The organism is Natronomonas sp. EA1, assembly GCF_051195035.1.
Taxonomy (GTDB): Archaea; Halobacteriota; Halobacteria; order Halobacteriales; family Haloarculaceae; genus JBNTJV01.
In genome coordinates, this window is the sequence record NZ_JBNTJV010000006.1 from 42,491 (window position 1) to 61,177 (window position 18,687).

General features: G+C 59.4%; 18 protein-coding genes. 8 read left to right on the forward strand and 10 right to left on the reverse strand.

Annotation, left to right across the window (positions count from 1 at the left end; all coding sequences use genetic code 11):
• Positions 1-12 precede the first annotated feature (12 nt).
• The 4 genes from ACQUQR_RS15945 to ACQUQR_RS15960 form a co-directional block, all read right to left on the reverse strand.
• Positions 13-1,014: a DUF63 family protein gene (locus ACQUQR_RS15945; protein WP_004594600.1), complete on the reverse strand. Its 1,002-nt coding sequence runs from the start codon at positions 1,012-1,014 to the stop codon at positions 13-15.
• Positions 1,011-1,235 (reverse strand): DUF7123 family protein, encoded by a 225-nt coding sequence (locus ACQUQR_RS15950; protein ID WP_004594599.1) that lies wholly within the window; start codon positions 1,233-1,235, stop codon positions 1,011-1,013. The genes ACQUQR_RS15945 and ACQUQR_RS15950 overlap by 4 nt, the downstream gene beginning before the upstream one ends.
• Positions 1,236-1,252: 17 nt before the next feature.
• Entirely contained in the window at positions 1,253-3,859 is a 2,607-nt protein-coding gene (locus tag ACQUQR_RS15955) for a heavy metal translocating P-type ATPase (RefSeq protein ID WP_004594598.1), read from the reverse strand.
• Positions 3,860-3,953: 94 nt separating this feature from the next.
• Positions 3,954-4,544 (reverse strand): AsnC family transcriptional regulator, encoded by a 591-nt coding sequence (locus ACQUQR_RS15960; RefSeq protein ID WP_049938493.1) that lies wholly within the window; start codon positions 4,542-4,544, stop codon positions 3,954-3,956.
• A gap of 134 nt (positions 4,545-4,678) precedes the next feature.
• On the opposite strand from ACQUQR_RS15960, the gene ACQUQR_RS15965 reads away from it, so the two are divergent.
• Together ACQUQR_RS15965 and acnA are read left to right on the forward strand one after the other, a co-directional pair.
• Complete coding sequence (locus ACQUQR_RS15965) at positions 4,679-4,876, forward strand: heavy-metal-associated domain-containing protein (RefSeq protein ID WP_049938510.1); 198 nt, start codon at positions 4,679-4,681, stop codon at positions 4,874-4,876.
• A 71-nt stretch (positions 4,877-4,947) separates the two neighbouring features.
• A complete protein-coding gene (gene acnA, locus ACQUQR_RS15970) occupies positions 4,948-7,731 on the forward strand; it encodes an aconitate hydratase AcnA (RefSeq protein WP_430506191.1) in 2,784 nt (927 codons plus the stop codon).
• 11 nt (positions 7,732-7,742) lie between these two features.
• On the opposite strand, the gene ACQUQR_RS15975 is transcribed toward acnA, so the two are convergent.
• A complete protein-coding gene (locus ACQUQR_RS15975; protein WP_435197482.1) occupies positions 7,743-7,952 on the reverse strand; it encodes an SHOCT domain-containing protein in 210 nt (69 codons plus the stop codon).
• 219 nt (positions 7,953-8,171) lie between these two features.
• The gene (locus ACQUQR_RS15980; protein WP_430506193.1) at positions 8,172-8,732 is read right to left on the reverse strand and encodes a DoxX family protein; all 561 of its coding nucleotides are present in this window, start codon (positions 8,730-8,732) and stop codon (positions 8,172-8,174) included.
• A gap of 114 nt (positions 8,733-8,846) precedes the next feature.
• Here ACQUQR_RS15980 and ACQUQR_RS15985 point away from each other — a divergent pair, with 114 nt between their 5' ends.
• The 5 genes from ACQUQR_RS15985 to ACQUQR_RS16005 all read left to right on the forward strand — a co-directional run bounded on the left by ACQUQR_RS15985 (position 8,847) and on the right by ACQUQR_RS16005 (position 12,766).
• Positions 8,847-9,197 (forward strand): ArsR/SmtB family transcription factor, encoded by a 351-nt coding sequence (locus ACQUQR_RS15985; RefSeq protein ID WP_095638028.1) that lies wholly within the window; start codon positions 8,847-8,849, stop codon positions 9,195-9,197.
• 3 nt (positions 9,198-9,200) lie between these two features.
• Entirely contained in the window at positions 9,201-9,476 is a 276-nt protein-coding gene (locus ACQUQR_RS15990) for a DUF7521 family protein (protein WP_004515576.1), read from the forward strand.
• 137 nt (positions 9,477-9,613) lie between these two features.
• Entirely contained in the window at positions 9,614-10,009 is a 396-nt protein-coding gene (locus tag ACQUQR_RS15995; RefSeq protein ID WP_430506194.1) for a hypothetical protein, read from the forward strand.
• A gap of 145 nt (positions 10,010-10,154) precedes the next feature.
• On the forward strand, positions 10,155-10,352 hold the full coding sequence (locus tag ACQUQR_RS16000) for a heavy-metal-associated domain-containing protein (protein ID WP_049938511.1): 198 nt from the start codon (positions 10,155-10,157) through the stop codon (positions 10,350-10,352).
• Positions 10,353-10,483: 131 nt separating this feature from the next.
• The gene (locus ACQUQR_RS16005; protein ID WP_099254158.1) at positions 10,484-12,766 is read left to right on the forward strand and encodes a copper-translocating P-type ATPase; all 2,283 of its coding nucleotides are present in this window, start codon (positions 10,484-10,486) and stop codon (positions 12,764-12,766) included.
• A 321-nt stretch (positions 12,767-13,087) separates the two neighbouring features.
• On the opposite strand, the gene ACQUQR_RS16010 is transcribed toward ACQUQR_RS16005, so the two are convergent.
• Together ACQUQR_RS16010 and ACQUQR_RS16015 are read right to left on the reverse strand one after the other, a co-directional pair.
• Positions 13,088-13,975, reverse strand: a complete 888-nt coding sequence (locus tag ACQUQR_RS16010) for a hypothetical protein (protein WP_430506197.1) — start codon at positions 13,973-13,975, stop codon at positions 13,088-13,090.
• Positions 13,976-14,043: 68 nt separating this feature from the next.
• Positions 14,044-14,340: a PadR family transcriptional regulator gene (locus tag ACQUQR_RS16015; protein ID WP_004594579.1), complete on the reverse strand. Its 297-nt coding sequence runs from the start codon at positions 14,338-14,340 to the stop codon at positions 14,044-14,046.
• A 362-nt stretch (positions 14,341-14,702) separates the two neighbouring features.
• Between ACQUQR_RS16015 and ACQUQR_RS16020 the strand changes: the two genes are divergently transcribed.
• Positions 14,703-17,075, forward strand: a complete 2,373-nt coding sequence (locus tag ACQUQR_RS16020) for a heavy metal translocating P-type ATPase (RefSeq protein ID WP_004594578.1) — start codon at positions 14,703-14,705, stop codon at positions 17,073-17,075.
• A 63-nt stretch (positions 17,076-17,138) separates the two neighbouring features.
• Here the strand turns inward: ACQUQR_RS16020 and ACQUQR_RS16025 are convergent, their stop codons facing one another.
• Positions 17,139-17,321, reverse strand: a complete 183-nt coding sequence (locus ACQUQR_RS16025) for a hypothetical protein (RefSeq protein ID WP_225935282.1) — start codon at positions 17,319-17,321, stop codon at positions 17,139-17,141.
• Positions 17,322-17,375: 54 nt separating this feature from the next.
• The gene (locus tag ACQUQR_RS16030) at positions 17,376-18,587 is read right to left on the reverse strand and encodes a hypothetical protein (RefSeq protein ID WP_011222425.1); all 1,212 of its coding nucleotides are present in this window, start codon (positions 18,585-18,587) and stop codon (positions 17,376-17,378) included.
• Positions 18,588-18,687 lie beyond the last annotated feature (100 nt).

The following is an 18,687-nucleotide window of genomic DNA, read 5'->3' on the forward strand; positions in this document are numbered from 1 at the left end:
TTGAGGCCATCGTTAAGCTCCCAACAGCATCCGAAGTGACCCACGAACGCCCATCGGGAGTCCGATCGCTCCGATGAAGAACGTCATAAGCCACCACCACGTGTGATTCATCTCCTCTTTCGCATCGGCGAGATACCACACGATGCCGACAGTCACGACGAGTTTCAGCACGAACGTCGATCCGGAGAATCCAGTCGCCTGGTACACGAGATTCGTCACGACCAGCTTTGGGGAGTAGCCGAGGAACGTCACACCGATGAGATTCTGCGCAGCGTCCCACAACTGGCCGAAAACGGCCAGCAGAATTAGCGGGTGTCGAAGGTGTGTGATATTGACGAAACTCGCGCCCCAGTAGTAGAGTGCGGTTACGCCGAGCGCTATCCCCGTCGTCGCGACAGGAACCCATAGGCGGAGTGGGGTCGATGTCGAGAGGCCGTGCCAAACAGCCCACCAGACGGCCCCGACAGCCCACACCGACCCGACGAGCCCGACTGTTAGCGGGATAGATCCGATATTTTGGTCACGCAAGAGTGCACCGACACCGAGCGCGAGGATGGTGACAGCGGTGACGACGATGTAAATCGATGGCGTGATGAACCACACCGCGTAGTCCCCGAGCAGCCCGAGATCCTCGAGGGCGCGCATCGCCCCACCTGCGATGATGATCGGAGCGAACCCGTAGGCCAGTCGTGCGTCGAACGTGACGTCGAGTTGGTCGAGATACGCACGTAGTCCGGGGAGGCTGTATACGACTGCCGCGAGGTAGATTACCGTGTTCACCGCGTTGTAGCCCTGGACAGCACGAACCCCCTCGTGCGTGACTGGCTGACCGGCCGCATCGGCGACGACTGGTCCCCAGAGATACTGCCAGATGAACCGGTCGTAGACCAACGTCGGAAACACGAGGATGCCCCCACCGAGGAGGACGAGCGGGGCCAGCAGGTACAGCGCCCACCACTCGCGTGAGCCGGTCTCCGGAAGGACAGTCTCGACGCGGCGGGTGACAGTACTCACGACCCGTTCACCTCCAATCGCCACGTCGTGCTTTTCGAGCGCCCCCACTGTTCGAGTGAAACGATTGTGAGTTCGTCCTGGAGCTGGCTGAGATACTGCGCGACTGCCTTGGGAGATCCGTCGAGGTCGCTGGCAATCTCGCGAGCCCGGAGGTATGTCGGTTCGCTACTGGCTGTCTCGACGAGGTACCTTCGAACCGTGTGCCGGGAAATATTCGACATTGATCTAGAGGTGACGGTTAGCGAAGAAATCCGAAGAGCTTGTAGTCGTGATCGGGGGTGTACCGCCGGAACAGGAGACTGTTCGTCAGCACCGACACCGACGAGAACGCCATTGCTGCTGCAGCGAGCACGGGCTGGAGGAGGCCGAGCGACGCTAACGGAATCATCGCCGTGTTGTAACCGAGCGCCCACACGAGGTTCTGTTTGATCTTCTGGAGTGTCGCGTCTGAGATTCGGATCGCCTTTACCACGTCGAGCGGGTCGTCTCGCATCAGCGTGACGTCTGCAGCTTCGATGGCGACGTCGGTGCCGGAGCCGATTGCTGTCCCGACGTGTGCGACCGCGAGTGCCGGAGCGTCGTTGACGCCGTCACCGACCATCATCGCCTGCCGGCCCTCGTCTTGAATACTGTCGACCGCGTTGGACTTGTCCTCAGGAAGGACTCCTGCGCGGACGTTCTTCGGGTCGATACCCACCTGTTTAGCGACCGCACGGGCAGTTCGCTCGTTGTCGCCCGTAATCATCATCACGTCAACTCCCCGCTCTTGGAGTGCTGTGACAGCCTGCTTGGAGCTTTCCTTCACTGTGTCGGCGTCGGCGACCACACCCACGAGCTCCCCCTCGTAGGCGACCAGCATCGCCGTCTTCCCCTCGTTCTCGAGGCGTTCCATCGTCTCCTCAGCGGGAGAGGGGTCGATCCCGTTGTCCCGCAGCAGCTTGCGGTTGCCGACCAGCACCTCGCTGTCACCAATGACTGCTTTGATCCCGTGGCCCGGAACGTTCTCGAAGTCGTCAGGCTCAGTCACGTCCAGGCCGCGTTCTTCGGCCCCTTCGACGATTGCACGGGCGAGCGGGTGTTCGCTGCCGCTTTCAGCTATCGCCGCCAGTCGAAGCACATCATCCTCTGAGAGGCGCTCACGGGTGCTGAGCTGTCCACCATCTGGGGTCGGCTCGCCACCGTCAGTCACCACATTTCCATCGCTATCAAAGACGACCACGTCGGTGAGTTCCATTTCACCCTCCGTGAGGGTGCCCGTCTTGTCGAAGACGACCGTGTCGACGTCTTTTGCGCGTTCGAGGATGTCACCGCCCTTGAACAGGACGCCGTTCTGGGCACCAATCGTCGTCCCGACCATCGTCGCTGCGGGCGTCGCCAGCCCCAGCGCACAGGGACAGGCGATGAGGATCGAGGACGCGAAGACAATTATCGCGAACTCGAAGACTGAAACGGTCCCACCGACCGGGGCCGGGCCGCCAGCAACCTGACCCCACAGCGGGAGCCAGTCGACGAAGCCAGCGAGAGCCTCGGGGAACAGGAACCAGACGACACCCCAGAGAAGGGCGTTCGCGATGACCGCAGGCACGAAGTACGCGGAGATGCGGTCGGCGAGATTCTGGATGTCGGGCTGGCGCGACTGGGCCTCCTTGACTGTCTGGACGATCTGTTGGAGGGCCGTGTCTTCTCCAACCTTCGTCGCCTCCACGACAAGGACGCCGTTCTCGTTAATCGTCGAGCCGACGACCTCATCGCCCTCCTCTTTCTCGACAGGCACAGATTCGCCAGTGACCATTGACTCGTCGACGGCAGACTGACCGTCGACAACGACACCGTCAGTGGGAATCTTCTCACCTGGACGAATTTTCATCCGGTCACCAGTTGTGACCTCTTCGAGTGGAACTTCTTCTTCACTGCCGTCCTCGCGGACAATGGTCGCCGTTTCGGCTTCCATTTCGAGGAGCTTTCGGAGGGCCTCACCCGCTTGGCCCTTCGACCGAGCTTCGAGATAGTTACCCAACGTGATGAACACGAGGATGAGGGCTGCCGTGTCGAAATAAAGTCCACCTGCAATGAGTTCAGCAAGGACTGCCACAGAGTATAGATAGGCCGTTGTTGAACCGATCGCAATCAGCACGTCCATATTGGCGCGGCCGTTCTTCACGATCGCCTTGTACGAGTTCTTATAGAACGGCCAGCCGAGGATCGCCTGTACCGGCGTGGCGAGGAGGAACTCAACCCAGCCAAGTTCCACACCGAAGACGGCTTCAGGGACGATCGCGCCACCGAGCAGATAATTGTCGATGAGGAAGAAGAGCAACGGTGCCGATAACACTGCCCCAAAGAGGGTCAACCTGAGTTGTTTCCGAGTTTCGGCTTGACGGGCGGCATCTCGTGCGTCCTGGCCCGACTCTTCGTCGGCACCATCTTCGCGGACGGGCGAGTAGCCAGCCTCCTCGATAGCATCGTACAGCGCACCAATAGATACTTCCGCAGGATTGTAGGTGACCTGTGCTTCGTCGGTTGCGTAATTGACCTCCGCATTAACGACGCCCGGAATATTTTCAAGAGCGGTTTGGTTGGTCTCGGCGCAGTTGGCACAGGTCATATCGGAGATGGCAATCGTTACCGTCTCAGAGACTGCGCCGTACCCGGCCTCGTCGATCGCGTCGTAGATTTCTTTGAGCGATACCTCTTCAGGGTCGTAGGTGACGGAACCCTCGTCGGTGGCGAAGTTCGCATCCGCCTCCGATACCCCGTCGAGCGATTCGAGAGTGTCCTGGATCGTCGCCGAACAGTTGGCGCAGGACATTCCCGTGATATCAAGATGGATTGTTTGGCTTGTCATGCTTGTTCTACTATACGGGGTCTAGGTTTAGGCGATTTACTGCTTCGAGAGGCGGGGTTTCGACTGCAGGAAAATTTGGATTCCAAAGACGGCGTTACGCTCCCTCTTCGAGTCGCTGATACCGATCGTCGAACCGTGTGAGACAGGACGGACAACAGAAGTGATAGATCTCTCCGTCGATTCTCGTCGTTTCACCTTGATTATCAACGGTATTGTTACATTCAGCACAGGTGAGTGCAAATTCGACGCCATCAACGGACGGCGTCCATTCAAGCTCGTCAATTAGTGTGACGGTGTAATCTGCTACATCGATCTCGTTAAAGAGTCCATCTACCCACTGACGTACGTTCTGGGCTTCAACACGGGCATAGAACCAAAGATCTCCTTCGGAGGTCGTGAAGACGTGTTCAACGCCATCTGACTCTCGAGCCCGCTCGCGGGCGGCCTCCAACGACGCTGAGCCGATTTCGGCCTGAATAAATACCGGTACACCAGCTCGGAGATGAGCCCGGTTGACGTCAATCGTGAAGTTGTTAATGATGCCAGCTTCCTGTAATCGCTTTACCCGGTCAGAAACGGCTGGCCCCGACAAGTCGACCTCCTCGCCAATATCGCTGAACGGGCGGCGGGCGTCATCAGCGAGTAACGAGAGGATTTCTAAGTCGGTTTCATCCAAATCGCGCATACGACCGCTTCGTCTCGCAGGATACATTATTGTTGCCCACAACACACCTTCGAAATCGGTGATCTAGGGCTGCGACAACATTGGATTCTAAGCAGAAAACCACATAGAATACTCGCCCCTATCTACGAATGGATATGACTCAGACAATCACCGTCGAAGGAATGACCTGTGAACATTGCGAGCAGACCGTCGAAGAGGCACTCGAAGAAGTTGAGGGGGTTACGTCCGCTACTGCGGATCGTGACTCAGAATCCGCGACGGTCGAGGGGTCCGCTGAACGGGATGAGCTTGTGACTGTGGTCGAAGACGCTGGATACGATGCCTCTGCGTAACAAATCCCGATTCTCGTCGAATCGGATTCGGAGAGGGATTGATACGACTGCCAATCCCAGGTGTAGATACTATGACTGATACACTTCCGTTCGATGCCGTCCGCGAGCTCGACGTCGACGGGACGACGTACAAGATGGCCGATCTTCGAGCACTCGAAGAGCAGGGGCTCTGTGACCTCGACACGCTCCCTGTGAGCATCCGTATTCTGCTTGAGTCGGTGCTCCGGAACGCCGACGGCGAAACTGTTACTGCAGCGGATGTCAAGAATGCTGCTGGCTGGAAGCCAGACGTACCGGACGCAGAGGTTCCGTTCTCTCCATCACGAGTCGTCCTGCAAGATCTCACCGGTGTACCCGCAGTCGTCGACCTGGCGGCCCTTCGATCCGAGGTCGACCGCAAAGACCGAGATCCCACCCTGGTCGAACCGGAGATTCCTATTGATCTCGTGATCGACCACAGCGTCCAGGTCGACTACTTCGACTCCGAGGACGCCTACGAGAAGAACGTCGAACTGGAGTACGAGCGAAACGCCGAACGGTATCGCGCGATCAAGTGGGCGCAGAACGCCTTCGAGAACTTCAACGTCGTCCCGCCGGGGACCGGTATCGTCCACCAGGTGAATCTCGAACATCTGGGTCGGGTCGTCCACGCCCGCGAGCAAGACGGCGAGAACTGGCTCCTGCCGGACACGCTCGTCGGCACGGACAGCCACACCCCGATGATCGGTGGCATCGGTGTGGTCGGTTGGGGCGTCGGCGGCATCGAAGCGGAAGCGGCGATGCTCGGTCAACCGGTCACGATGAAACTCCCCGAGGTCGTCGGCGTCCGTCTCGAAGGCGAATTACCCGAGGGCGCGACGGCTACGGATCTCGTGCTCCACATCACCGAACGACTCCGCGAGGTCGGCGTCGTCGACCGGTTCGTGGAGTTCTTCGGTCCCGGTGTGGAGAATCTCACAGTCCCCGACCGGGCCACGATCGCCAATATGGCGCCCGAACAGGGCTCGACGATCAGTATGTTCCCGGTCGACGAGCAGACGCTCGAGTATCTCGAACTCACCGGGCGTGATCCCGACCACGTCGACCTCGTTCGCGAGTACCTCGAAGCCCAAGGGCTGTTCGGGGAACAGGAACCAGAATATACTGAGGTCGTCGAGTTCGACCTCTCGACAGTCGAACCGAGTCTGGCCGGACACAAGCGGCCACAGGACCGGATTCCGATGGGGGACGTGAAACAGAGCTTCCGGGGACTTCTCCACGGGGAGTTCGAAGACGACCTCGATGATGTCGACGAGGACGCCTTGCAGCGGTGGCTCGGTGAGGGTGGTGCAGCTGATGCGGAGACCGACGGTGGCGTTCAGGTCGAACCCGAATCGGAACTGCACCCGTTAACCAAACGTGTCGAGGTCGACCTCGACGGTGAGACGGTCGAAATCGGACACGGAGACGTCCTCGTCAGCGCCATCACGAGCTGTACGAACACGTCGAACCCGTCGGTGATGATCGCTGCTGGACTGCTCGCCCAGAACGCCGTCGAGAAAGGCCTAGACGTCCCGCCGTACGTCAAGACGAGTCTCGCACCGGGTAGCCGTGTCGTCACGCAGTATCTCGAAGAATCGGGGCTGCTTCCGTATCTCGAAGAGCTCGGGTACGCCGTCGTCGGCTACGGCTGTACCACCTGTATCGGTAACGCTGGGCCGCTTCCCGATCCCATCGAGCAGGCAATCGACGACCACGACCTCTGGACGACGAGCGTCCTCTCGGGGAACCGTAACTTCGAGGCGCGTATCCACCCGAAGGTCCGTGCGAACTATCTCGCGAGCCCGCCGCTCGTGGTTGCCTATGGGCTCGCAGGACGGATGGACATCGATCTTGAAAATGAGCCGCTGGGTACCAACGAGGAGGGTGAGCCGGTGTATCTGGCTGATATCTGGCCCGATGCAGAGGACGTGCAGGCAGCAATTCACGAGAACGTCTCTCCCGAGATGTTCGAGGAGAAGTACGCTTCCGTGTTCGAAGGCGACGAGCGATGGGCTGCTCTCGACGCGCCCAGCGGTGACGTCTACGAATGGGACGACGACTCGACGTACATCCGCGAACCGCCGTTCTTCCAGAACTTCCCGGTAGAGAAACCCGGTGTCGCCGATATCGATGACGGACGTTGTCTGCTGACGCTCGGCGATACCGTTACTACCGACCACATCAGTCCTGCTGGCCCGTTCGGGTCTGATCTCCCTGCCGGCCAGTGGCTGCTCGACCATGGCGTCGAGCCATACGAGTTCAACACCTATGGCGCGCGTCGGGGCAACCACGAGGTGATGATGCGGGGGACGTTCGCCAACGTCCGTATCGAGAACGAAATGCTCGACGATGTTGAGGGCGGCTACACGGTTCATCACCCGACTGATGAGCAGACCACCGTCTTCGAGGCCAGCCAACGCTACCGCGAGGAGGGCACCCCACTCATCGTGATGGCGGGCGAGGAGCTCGGGACAGGGTCGAGTCGTGACTGGGCAGCGAAAGGAACGGATCTACTCGGTGTCCGCGCAACCATCGGCGAGAGTTACGAGCGTATCTACCGCGACAACCTCGTCGGTATGGGTGTTCTCCCCCTACAGTTCGATGAGGGCGACTCGTGGGAATCTCTCGGGCTGGATGGGTCGGAGGTCTTCACGATCCGCGGTCTCGATGACGGTCTCGAGGTGATGGATGAGCTGACCGTTATCGCCGAGCGTGAGGACGGTTCGACTGTCGAGTTCCCAGTCACGGCACAGGTCGGAACGCCGGCTGCCGTGACATATATTGAACACGGCGGCATCCTCCACTACGTCCTTAGACAACTCCTCACTCAGTAACGACAGCGCGGTCAGTAACGGCCGTCGTCGGGCGTGAGACGGGCGCGGCGGCGGTCGAATTCCTCATCGTCGATCTCCCCACGGGCGTACCGCTCCTGGAGGACCGCGAGCGCGTTGTCTTCAGTGCTCCCGTCCGATTGTGACCGGATTGCCAGCCAGTAGACGAAATAGATGGGCAAGGCGACGAGGAGAGCCATCCACAGCAGGCCGACCAGCATCATTCCCCAGCCCCAAATACCCCACCCGGTCATATGGCCGTCATTCCATATTCCGTCGTGCCACCCCCACATCACTGCATCCGGGACAGTCGCATGCGTCAGGGCCATCCCGCCGACGACGGCCAGCGACAGTGCACCGACGACGATGAGTCCCAGGGAACGAATACCGCGTGATTGAATTGGATTTTGCATAATTGTACTCCTGAAGAGAGTTCGGCGTGGTTAGCCGAGGATGTATTCAAGTCGGGGGTAGCGCTCGACGAGCGCTTCGCCGCCGATGTCGTACTGTTCGATGTACTGATCGAGGCCCAGGATGCGGCCCGCGGCGAACGCGGCGACCGCGAGGAACACGAGCATGTACGCGAAGTCTCCGTTGATGAACCCGTGACCCATGTCCCAGTTGCCGAAGTAGAACATGAGCATCATGAGCGCACCGAAGAACGCCGCAAGGCGAACGAACGCGCCGACGAGGAGGCCGAGGCCGATGAACAGCTCGCCCCACGGGACGGCGACGTTCGCGAACTCGACGAACCATGGCGTCGACCCCATCCACGCGAACAGGCCCGCGAGGGGGTTGCCGTTGGTCGCGGCGACGTTCGACAGGTAGCCGCCGGCCCCGAACTCACCGGTGATCTTCGTGAACCCGGAATATGCGAACGCGTAGCCCATCATGAGGCGGAGCGCGAGTACGAACCACGCACTGAGGCTGTGGACCTTCCCGCCAACGGTCAGTCCGCCGATTTTGCTCTCGAGCTGATTCATGCCGGAGTCGAGTGTGGACATAGTTATTGCACCTTCAACTATCAGTACGGAGGCAGAGACGATATAACGGCGAGCCGGCGTTCTGAGTCAGAAAATCGGCGGGCTATATTACGCTCCTGTCGCGAGTAGAGACGTGTGACCGAGGAGTCCGACCCGTCGGAAATCTTCGCTACACTCGACGACGAGTACGCTCGCGACATCCTCGTGGCGACGAAGACCGACCGACTGTCTGCGAAGGAACTCAGCGATGAATGTGACATGTCACGCCCGACCGTCTCGCGCCGTGTCACCCGCCTCGTCGAGCAGGGCCTCCTCGAAGAGTATACGCACGTCGACCCCGGAGGACGGCACTACAGCGAGTACGAGGCTCGTCTCGAACGTATTGAAGTCCTCCTCCAGGCAGAGGGCTTCGATGTCCAGATCGATGTCCGGGCGGACCCCGCCGACCGGATTACGACCATCTTCGAGGAGATGCGGGGAGACTGACTTATGGAACACACGCTATTCGTCATCGGCAAACTGTTCACGACCGCGTTAGCACTGGTCATCGCATATCAGGCCTATCGCGGGTACCAACGACATCACACGCAGTTACTCCTGTACGTCGCCGCCGGCTTCGCATTGGTCGGGCTTGGCGGCCTCCTTGAAGGCGTCCTCTTCGAACTCCTCCAGGTGTCGATCTTCGAAGCAGGATTCGTCGCAGCACTCGTCACCGCAGCCGGGATGCTGTCTATCCTCTACGCCCTGTATGCCCCGAATCCATAAGGATTCAGGACGCCCATTCGACAAGCGGCCTTTGCGCGTCGTGCCCGGTTCGAAGCCGCTACTGTTCGGACTCCCCTCGTTCTCGATAGTGTAGCGTCGCAGTGGGAGTTATATCCATATCGGTCGTACCATATCGTATGATTCGAACACTCGTCGGTGTCCTCGGCGCTATCTCAGCGCTGTTCCCGGACGAAATCGTCGAGCTCTTCGAGAAACTCGCGATTTCGAATCCAGACGAGGGAACAGTGAGAGGGTGGGTCCGCCCAGCTATCCGGTCTGAGGGCGTTCTGATAGCTGCGATTTCCCTCCTCAATGGGCGAGCATACGCGTGGCTGATGAATCTTACCGGTGTGTTCGGCGCTATCGTCTTCCTGTTTCCCGATCTGTATCGAAGATTTGCCACCGCGTTCCTGTACGAGCGTCCGGAGTCGGTCGAATGGAACGAGCGATTCCGCTCGGGTATTCGGGCTATCGGCGCACTATACGTCTTTTTAGCGGCGAAGACGTATCTGGAGCGCCACAACGGTACCTGAGTCTTCCCGCATCGTCAGTTGCTGAATCTGAAATTTGGTTCGTTTCGGCTGCACGTATCACTTGGAATCTAAAGTTTGACCCCCAAGAGACCAGTATAATCGAAGGGGAAATCCGCTAAAGAGAGGGAGCCGTATGTACCTCTGTATGACGACGACCATCACCGTGGAAGGAATGTCGTGCGGTCACTGTGAGCAGACGGTCGAAGAGGCCCTCGAAGAGGTATCCGGCGTGACTGACGTGACCGTCGACAGGGAGAGCGAACAGGCGAGCGTCGATGGTGAGGCAAATGTCACAGCTCTCGTGGAGGCCGTCGAAGACGCCGGGTACACCGCTTACGCCTGAGAATCGCGCGGACCACTCCGAGACAACGGCCAACCGTTGTCTTTGAAGCTTCGCTACGCTGGTCCTGCTGTACAGTTCAGTGGGGAAGATTCAGGGGGCCAGCGGATCCACCTCTACAGAGAATATGGGCTATGGACGACCACAAAGATACAAATGAGAATCTCCCTGGAGGGGAACACCAGCAGGACGACAGCAGTCACCAGCACGAACACGGCGAGCAGGATGAATCGGACGCCGAGTCGGACGAGCAGCGGGTAGAACAGGACCTACTGGAAGAAGAGGCACACCCTGCTGCGGAGAGTGAGACAGTGCTCGACGAGCAGCACGAGCACGCTGGACACGAGGGCGAAGGACACGACCACGGTTCCCATGAGGGCCACGGTGAGGGGCATGGCGGGATGCACAAGGGCCACGAGCAGATGTTCCGCCGGCGCTTCTTCGTCTCGACGCTCCTGTCGATCCCAGTCCTGCTATACAGCGAAATGCTGCAGGAGTGGCTCGGGTTCTCCGTCCCCGCGTTCCCGGGCAGCGAGTGGATCAACCCCGTCTTCGCGGTCATCGTCTTCGCGTACGGTGGGATGCCGTTCCTCCAGATGGCGGTACCGGAGCTGAAAGATCGGTCGCCGGGGATGATGACGCTCATCTCGATGGCGATCACCGTCGCGTTCGTCTACAGCCTCGCGAGCGTGGTCTTCCCGACGCAGTCGGCGTTCTTCTGGGAGCTCGTCACGCTGATCGACATCATGCTGCTGGGCCACTGGATCGAGATGCGGTCGGTCCGGCGGGCCTCCAGCGCGCTCGACGAACTGGCGAAACTGATGCCAGACACCGCCGAGCGTATCACCGACGACGGGGAGACCGAAGAAGTTCCCGTCAGTGAGCTCTCGGAAGGCGATCTCGTGCTCGTCCGGCCGGGCGCGAGTGTCCCTGCTGACGGCACCGTCGAGGAGGGTGACTCCGACGTCAACGAGTCGATGATCACCGGCGAGTCCAAGCCCGTCTCGAAAGAGCCTGGCGACGAGGTCATCGGCGGCACCATCAACGGCGACGGCAGTCTCCGTGTTCGCGTCGGTGCGACGGGCGAGGAGACAACACTCGCGGGCATCATGCGCCTCGTCGAGGAAGCTCAACAGAGCAAGTCCAAGACGCAAGTGTTGGCCGACCGGGCGGCCGGCTGGCTGTTCTACGTCGCGCTCGGGGCGGCAGTCGTGACCGCGATTGCGTGGACGGTCGCAGTCTCGTTCGACGCGACGGTCATCGAGCGAGTCGTGACGGTGCTCGTCATCGCCTGCCCACACGCCCTCGGGCTCGCCATCCCGCTGGTCGTCGCGATCAACACCTCACTTGCAGCGCGCAACGGGATGCTCGTCCGCGACCGAATTGCGATGGAGGACGCGCGGAACTTGGATGCCATCATCTTCGACAAGACAGGGACGCTTACTGAGGGTGAACACGGCGTCGTGGATATGGCGACCGTCGACGGCGTTGACGAGGACGACGCGCTCGGGCTGGCGGCAGCCGTCGAGAGTGACTCCGAACACATGATCGCCCGAGCGATCCGTGAGGCCGCCGACGAGCGAGATGTAACTACTCCTGACGCGACAGCCTTCGAGGCGATTAAAGGCAAGGGTGTCCGGGCGAATGTCGACGGAAACGAGGTGTACGTCGGTGGCCCGAACCTGTTGGCCCAACTCGATAGCGAAATTCCCGACCATCTCCAGCACTTCGCTGACGAGGCCGGTCAGAACGCCCAGACTGTGGTGTATCTCGTTCGTGACGGAGAGCTGATCGCCGCCTTCGCGATGGCCGACGTGATCCGCGAGGAGAGTTTCCGCGTCGTCGACGCCCTCCACGATCTGGGCATCGAGGTGGCGATGCTGACTGGGGACTCCCAGGACGTCGCCAACGCTGTCGCCGACGAACTGGGCATCGACACGGTGTTCGCGGAGGTCCTACCCCAAGACAAGGACGAGAAAGTCCAGGAACTCCAGGACCAGGGCAAACTCGTGGGGATGGTCGGCGACGGCGTCAACGACGCGCCGGCGCTGACGCGAGCCGACGTCGGCATTGCGATCGGGAGTGGCACCGACGTCGCGGTCCAGTCGGCCGACGTTATTCTCGTGCAGAACAACCCGATGGACGTCGTTCGGCTGGTGAAGCTCAGTAAGGCGAGCTACCGGAAGATGCAGGAGAACATCGTCTGGGCCGCCGGCTACAACGTCTTCGCGATTCCGCTCGCAGCAGGCGTGTTGGCACCGATTGGGATTCTGCTGTCCCCCGCTGTGGGTGCACTTCTGATGTCGTTGAGTACAGTAATCGTCGCGATCAACGCTCAGCTGCTCCGCCGCGTGGACCTGTCCATCCCCGAGCTTCCAAGCGGGACACCAGCGACTGACGCACAACCTGCAGACTGAAACGCTCCCGATCGCTTCGGAGCTTCTTTCAATTGAGTTCGGTTAATGGACAGCAAATGGCGACACTGCGTGATTTCGGTGGGTATCGCTATGCGGTCACCGATTCCACAGTTATCCCGAGGGGTGCGAAGTTTGGTATACACAGACGCTTCCTCTGATGGGCGACATTGTTGCGCCAGCACTAGGTTTATACCGTTAGACGGACTTCATTCCGATATGAGCCTCGAAGAGACGGTTGACTACCTCGCCGAGGAACTCGACCTCGAGCGAAGTGAACACGTCCGTGAGGTTGGTCAGTCGGTCGCCGAGCTTCGCGACTGATCAAAACATTTCTCTGAAGTCTCGTTCGACCAGTCCGTTCTCCAGATACGTGATGAACTCTTGTTTCGTTGGTCCTTGACGGTCAAGTAGATCGTCCCGTCCTGCTCGTTCGAGAACTGCCTGCGCGAAGTCCGTACAGTGGGATTCGTGCTGCCCAGCATACTCTGTGAGGGCTTCTCGCCAGTGCATATCCAGCTCGAACTCGGCTAACCGGATTTGGATCCCATCTTTCCGTTCGACGAGGTCGACGTCCAGCTCTTCGAGTTGCTTGAAACGGAGGTTGTTCCGGCGGACAGTAATGAGCCGTTTGGAATCGACGATATAGGGATCGACCCACTCTCGCCAGGAATCGTCGTCGACGTGCGTTCGTGGCATCTCAAAATCCGGGTCCACACTCTCAATACAGAACTGCAGCATCGCGATGCCAGTTCGATGATTCGCATTCGGGAGGGAATGTCGGAGGATCAAATTCGACATCACCTCTCCAGCGACGGTCGGAAGCGGTGCTTCCCAGGAGACGTGATCGAGTGCCTGCTGGATCTTTTGTGGTTCGAACTCCTTGTAGAGCCGGAACTCATCCTCATCTCGAACATCGACCGCGGCTTCGAGCAACTCTACTAATCGGAATGCGACAACCTGCCCAGCACGGGGGAGGTCACGAATACGATCGCTCAGCCATTCCTGATCAAAGTCGATATCTTGCGCTGATTCGATCTCTGAATCGCCTTCATAGAGCACATAGACCGGAGCTTCGAAGGGGTACCCGATGAGCTTTGTCGACTCGTCGGATTGCTCTTGCTGAGACCGGATCTCTGCTACCGATGCCGAGCTATATTTGAGTGAGAAATTCTCGGCCTGTGGGTGATGATAGAAGACGAGCCGAGCCATCTCAATGCGTATTCGTGGGAAGTGGGTAAAGCAGTCCCGCTTTGATATTGAGTTCTACTCGCCTGGTTCTACGACGTAGTGGGTGCGTTCACGTCCTCTAAATACTGGCTTTCCCACTCACGTCGCGCCTCGATCTCCCGCACTCCGCGTTGTGTGACCGTGTACACGTTCGTCCGTTTGTCGAGTTCACCTTTCTCCAGGAGGCCTTTGCCGACGAGGTCGTCGAGGTTTGGATAGAGCCGCCCATGATTGATCTCTTGTTCGTAGTAGTCGTCGAGTTCGGCCTTTACTGCGAGCCCGTGTGGTTCCTCGAGCCCGGCGATAACGTACAAGACGTCCCGCTGGAACCCGGTTAGATCGTGCATCCGTCTGCTCCCTATTTTTGAGGGATGGCATATGTTCTCTCTGGTACTCAGAAGCAGAGCTTCGGATCGAGGATATCTACCAGTACACTCGTCTCCAAACAGCGCTTAATACCCATGCCTCTGTATCACCGGTAATGGCGCTTCGGCCGAGGTCGCCGTTGAGGTTCCATGGCTGTGCTCGGTCAGCTGTCAGCCGGTGGTAATCAATTGTGTCTTCATCTCAATCCTCATCTTCCACGTGCGCGCTTTGTGGTAGGGCTGTCCCTGACGATAGAGTCGTGGGTGAGAACGACACCGTCTTCTGCTGTGATGGATGTCGAAACGTCCATCGAGTACTCGGTGGCGATGGAGTCCACAGTCGGATGGACCCGACAGACGACCCCATGCGCGAGTCCGGTGCTGGGGCGGGCGAACGCGATGCGGATACCCCTCGATTAGGGTCTGAGGAACGAGCTTTCTTTCAGGTCGACGGGATGCACTGTGCGACGTGTGAAGCATTTCTTGAATCAGTCGCCGAGGACTGCGAGGGTGTTGTAGACGTGGCAGCAAGCTACGTCACCGAGACGGTTCGTATCACATACGACCCTGATCGCGTCTCGAAGGAAACTCTCTGTGATACCCTGAGTACACTCGGCTATTCGGCAACCCTCCGTGCTGGAGGGAGCGATGACACACCGACTATAATCGGACAGTCGCGCCGGTCGGACGAGCCGAATGAACGAGGGATTGACGAGGTGCTGGGATTCCGTTACGCTGCTGGCGTCATTTTCGGGACGTTCATGCTCCTCCCATATGCGGTCCTCCTCTATCCGGCGCAGCTCTCGTCGTTCTTTGGTGAGGGGACGCTCGATATGTACGCGAGTACGTCCGGGATCGGCGGTGGAGATGGCCTGTTGATCCTCCCGCTCTTTCTCGTTCTGACGGGTGTCGTCCTCGTGTTTACCGGCCTGCCGCTGTTACAGGGTGCGTATGTCAGTCTGAAGATGCGACAGCCGAATACGGACTTTCTCGTCGCGATCACCGTGGTGAGCGCCTACGTGTACAGCACGATTGCCTTTCTCCTCGGTCGACTCGACGTTTTCTACGACCTCACGATCGTGGTTGCCGCGAGTGTGGTGGCCGCCATCTTCTACGAATCACTGAGCAAGCAGCGAGCGATGGATCGCCTGACGAATCTCACTATCTCCCACGTCACCGAAGCCAGGCGGTATGGCGCCGATGGGACGACGATGGTCGACGTACACAGTCTGGAACCCGGGGAACGGGTTCTCGTCCGTGAGGGCGAACGCATCCCAGTCGATGGTGTTCTCGCTGAGAGTGAGTGCACGGTCGATGAAGCGATCGTGACGGGCGAGTCGCTCCCGGTATCGAAACAAGCTGGGGACGAGGTCGTCGGCGGGGCGGTCGTCACAAATGGGGCTGCTGTCCTCACGGTGAGCGATGGGACAACCAGTAGTATCGATCGCCTCGTCACCTCTGTCTGGAATCTCCAGAGTGGGGATCACGGTGTCCAGCGGCAGGCCGATAAGCTCGCGTCAGTCATCATCCCGGTCGTCGTCGGTGGGGCGGTACTCGCTGGATTGGGGTCGCTTCTGGTGGGGACTGGTATTCCCGTCGCCGTCCTGACGGCGCTGGTAGTTCTCTTAGTGGGATGTCCGTGGGCACTTGGCCTGGCAACCCCGCTCTCGGTGGCAACCAGTATCGAACAAGCGGTAGAGCGGGGCATCGTCATCTTCGACGAGACAGTCTTCGAGCGCCTTCGGAACGTCGACGTCGTCGTCTTCGACAAAACAGGGACTCTCACGACCGGCCAGATGGATGTCCTCGAGGTGGATGCACCGTCGGATCTCCTTGAAACCGTCGCGGCCCTCGAACAGCGAGCATCCCACCCAGCGGCCGACGCAATCGTGAATACGTTTGCACAAAGGAATCAGGAGGGCGATCGCTCAAGAGCCGATGGGGGGGTTGCCGATGGCAGTGACCACGAGTACGCAGCGGACATCACCGAATTCACGAGCCACGCGACCGGCGTCGAAGGAGTCGTCGAGGACACGCGCGTTCTCGTCGGGAATCTCGATCTCTTCGCGGAACTTGGGTGGTCGGTGAGCGAGCAGATCGAGACGCGTGCCGCAGAGGCACGAACGGCCGGTCACCTTCCGGTCGTCGTCGGTCGTGACGGTCATGCAGAGGGCGTCGTCGTCGTGGGGGACGAACCACGGGCAGGTTGGGATGACACACTCACGCAGCTGAATGACCGTGATATCGAGATCGTTGTTCTGACCGGTGATGACGAGGCTGCTACTGACTTTCTCGACAGTCATCCTGCCGTCGATCACGTGTTTGCGGGGGTCCCGCCGGCAGGCAAGACCGCGACGATCCGGCGGTTACAGTCCCGGGGACAGGTTACAATGGTTGGTGATGGAACGAACGATGCACCGGCTCTTGCGACCGCAGACCTGGGAATCTCGCTCGGTGGTGGAACGGCACTCGCGTCCGATGCCGCGGATATTTCTATCGTCGATGATGACCTCGCGGCGGTGGAGACGACGTTCGATCTCGCAGATGCAGCTCGTCGGCGTGTCAAACAGAACAACGGGCTAGCGCTGCTCTATAATGGGGTCACGATGCCACTCGCAGCGACGGGGTTGCTGAATCCGGTGTTCGCGATGGGTGCGGTCGTGGCGACCGGCGGTCTCCTCGCAGCGAATTCGTTTCGAGACCTGCTTCACGAGTAGCGGCACCAACCCAGCGAAGCGGCAGATACCTGCTGTAACCGGGTGAAGACGATTCCTATCGCTTCATTCGAGCAATTCAAAGGCACCGAGCCCCGCGTACCCGACCGCAAAGCCCGCAACGATGATGCCTCCGGAGAGGACTTGGTAGAACGGCGTCGACGGGAGGAAGCCGGTTGCGAAGGTGCCGACAACGATCAGTACCGCTGCCAGTTCCAAAAACACGTACTGACGACGTTTTCCCCTCATATATTGAGGCATTTGTCCCCCTAGGTACCGTGAGATCACAGTAGATACCTTACCTCAGTCCGCCGGGATGATGGCAGCCGATTGATCGGGCTGTCGGGCTGCTTGGACCGAGTAGATTAGGCTCCCCGTGAAGAGGACGAAGCTTCCAACGATGAATACTGCACTGAGCGGCGAGGCCGAATCGACGAACACCCAGTAGAGAGGGGCGGCAATCGATGGCCCGGCAGCAAGTACCGCGATCTTCGCGACGAGTGGCCCACAGCATCCACAGGTACACGTCCCGACGATTGCAGCGCTTCCGGCGGTCCCTTCGGTCATGCCGGCTCGTTCCTCGACGCGCCAGTGACGGGCGATGAGAGCGGCGTTTAACCCGATGAGTGCGCTTAGCATCCCGACGACGATGACCTGGCCGGGTGACAGGGCTAGGAAGAACGGGATATGTATGAACGGGAGATGCGGAATCGCGATTTCGAGCGTCGGCCACGATACTAGCTGATAGATTGCGGGTAGAACGACGACCGTCACCTCTTCGGGGAAGCCCTCCTCGGGGAAAAACGAGAGGTATCCTGTTATAGAGACGAAAAAGAGTGCTAACACGACACCGACGCCGATGCCGAAGCGACGCGCAACCGGATCACGCATGACTGCGCGAATGACACTCCCTGCGTCCTTCCAGACAACGTAGCCGACTAGAATTGGTGTTCCGAGGACGATTGCGTACCCAAGTGGGTGTGTATCACTTGCCAGTCCAGGAATGAGGTAGGGGTACGAGATCCACAATCCCATGAGGATGCCGAGGAACGTGTATCGTGGGCGGGATGGCCAGCGGAGCCACCCAACGATGAAGCTCGCGACCATGATGCCCAAGCCACTCAGTAGGGCCAACGGCTGATACCACGACCGGGGGAACGGCATCGAACTCGCAGTATATGTCGGATCTGGGGAGAGCCCTTCGAAGAGAATTGCTCCGAGTGCCGTGATGGAGATCCCGACAAATACGCCGTAAAGGGCGGTTGTTGAGGTGATGCGATCGGTCCGTTTGAGAAGGATGAAGCCGCCGAGAATAACGGCACCAACGAAAGCAAGAAGTACACCGTGTCCTTGCGAGAGTCCACCGCTTCCGGTTGTACCGTGGGCGGACGCGACGGGAACCTGAGTGAGCGTAACAATTGCGGCAAGAAGTACAGAGAGTGGCCGAACAGACCCGATTCGAGTGGTCTGTCCACGGGAGGGATCTCCACGTGGGTGACGCTCTTCCGGTGACATTATTCTGTCTTGGACAGAGAGGCACTTCTACCTGACTGATTTACCTCTGATATCCTGGGCTTGACTGTCGTTAGATCCTGCTGGCTGTGGAAATATCCCC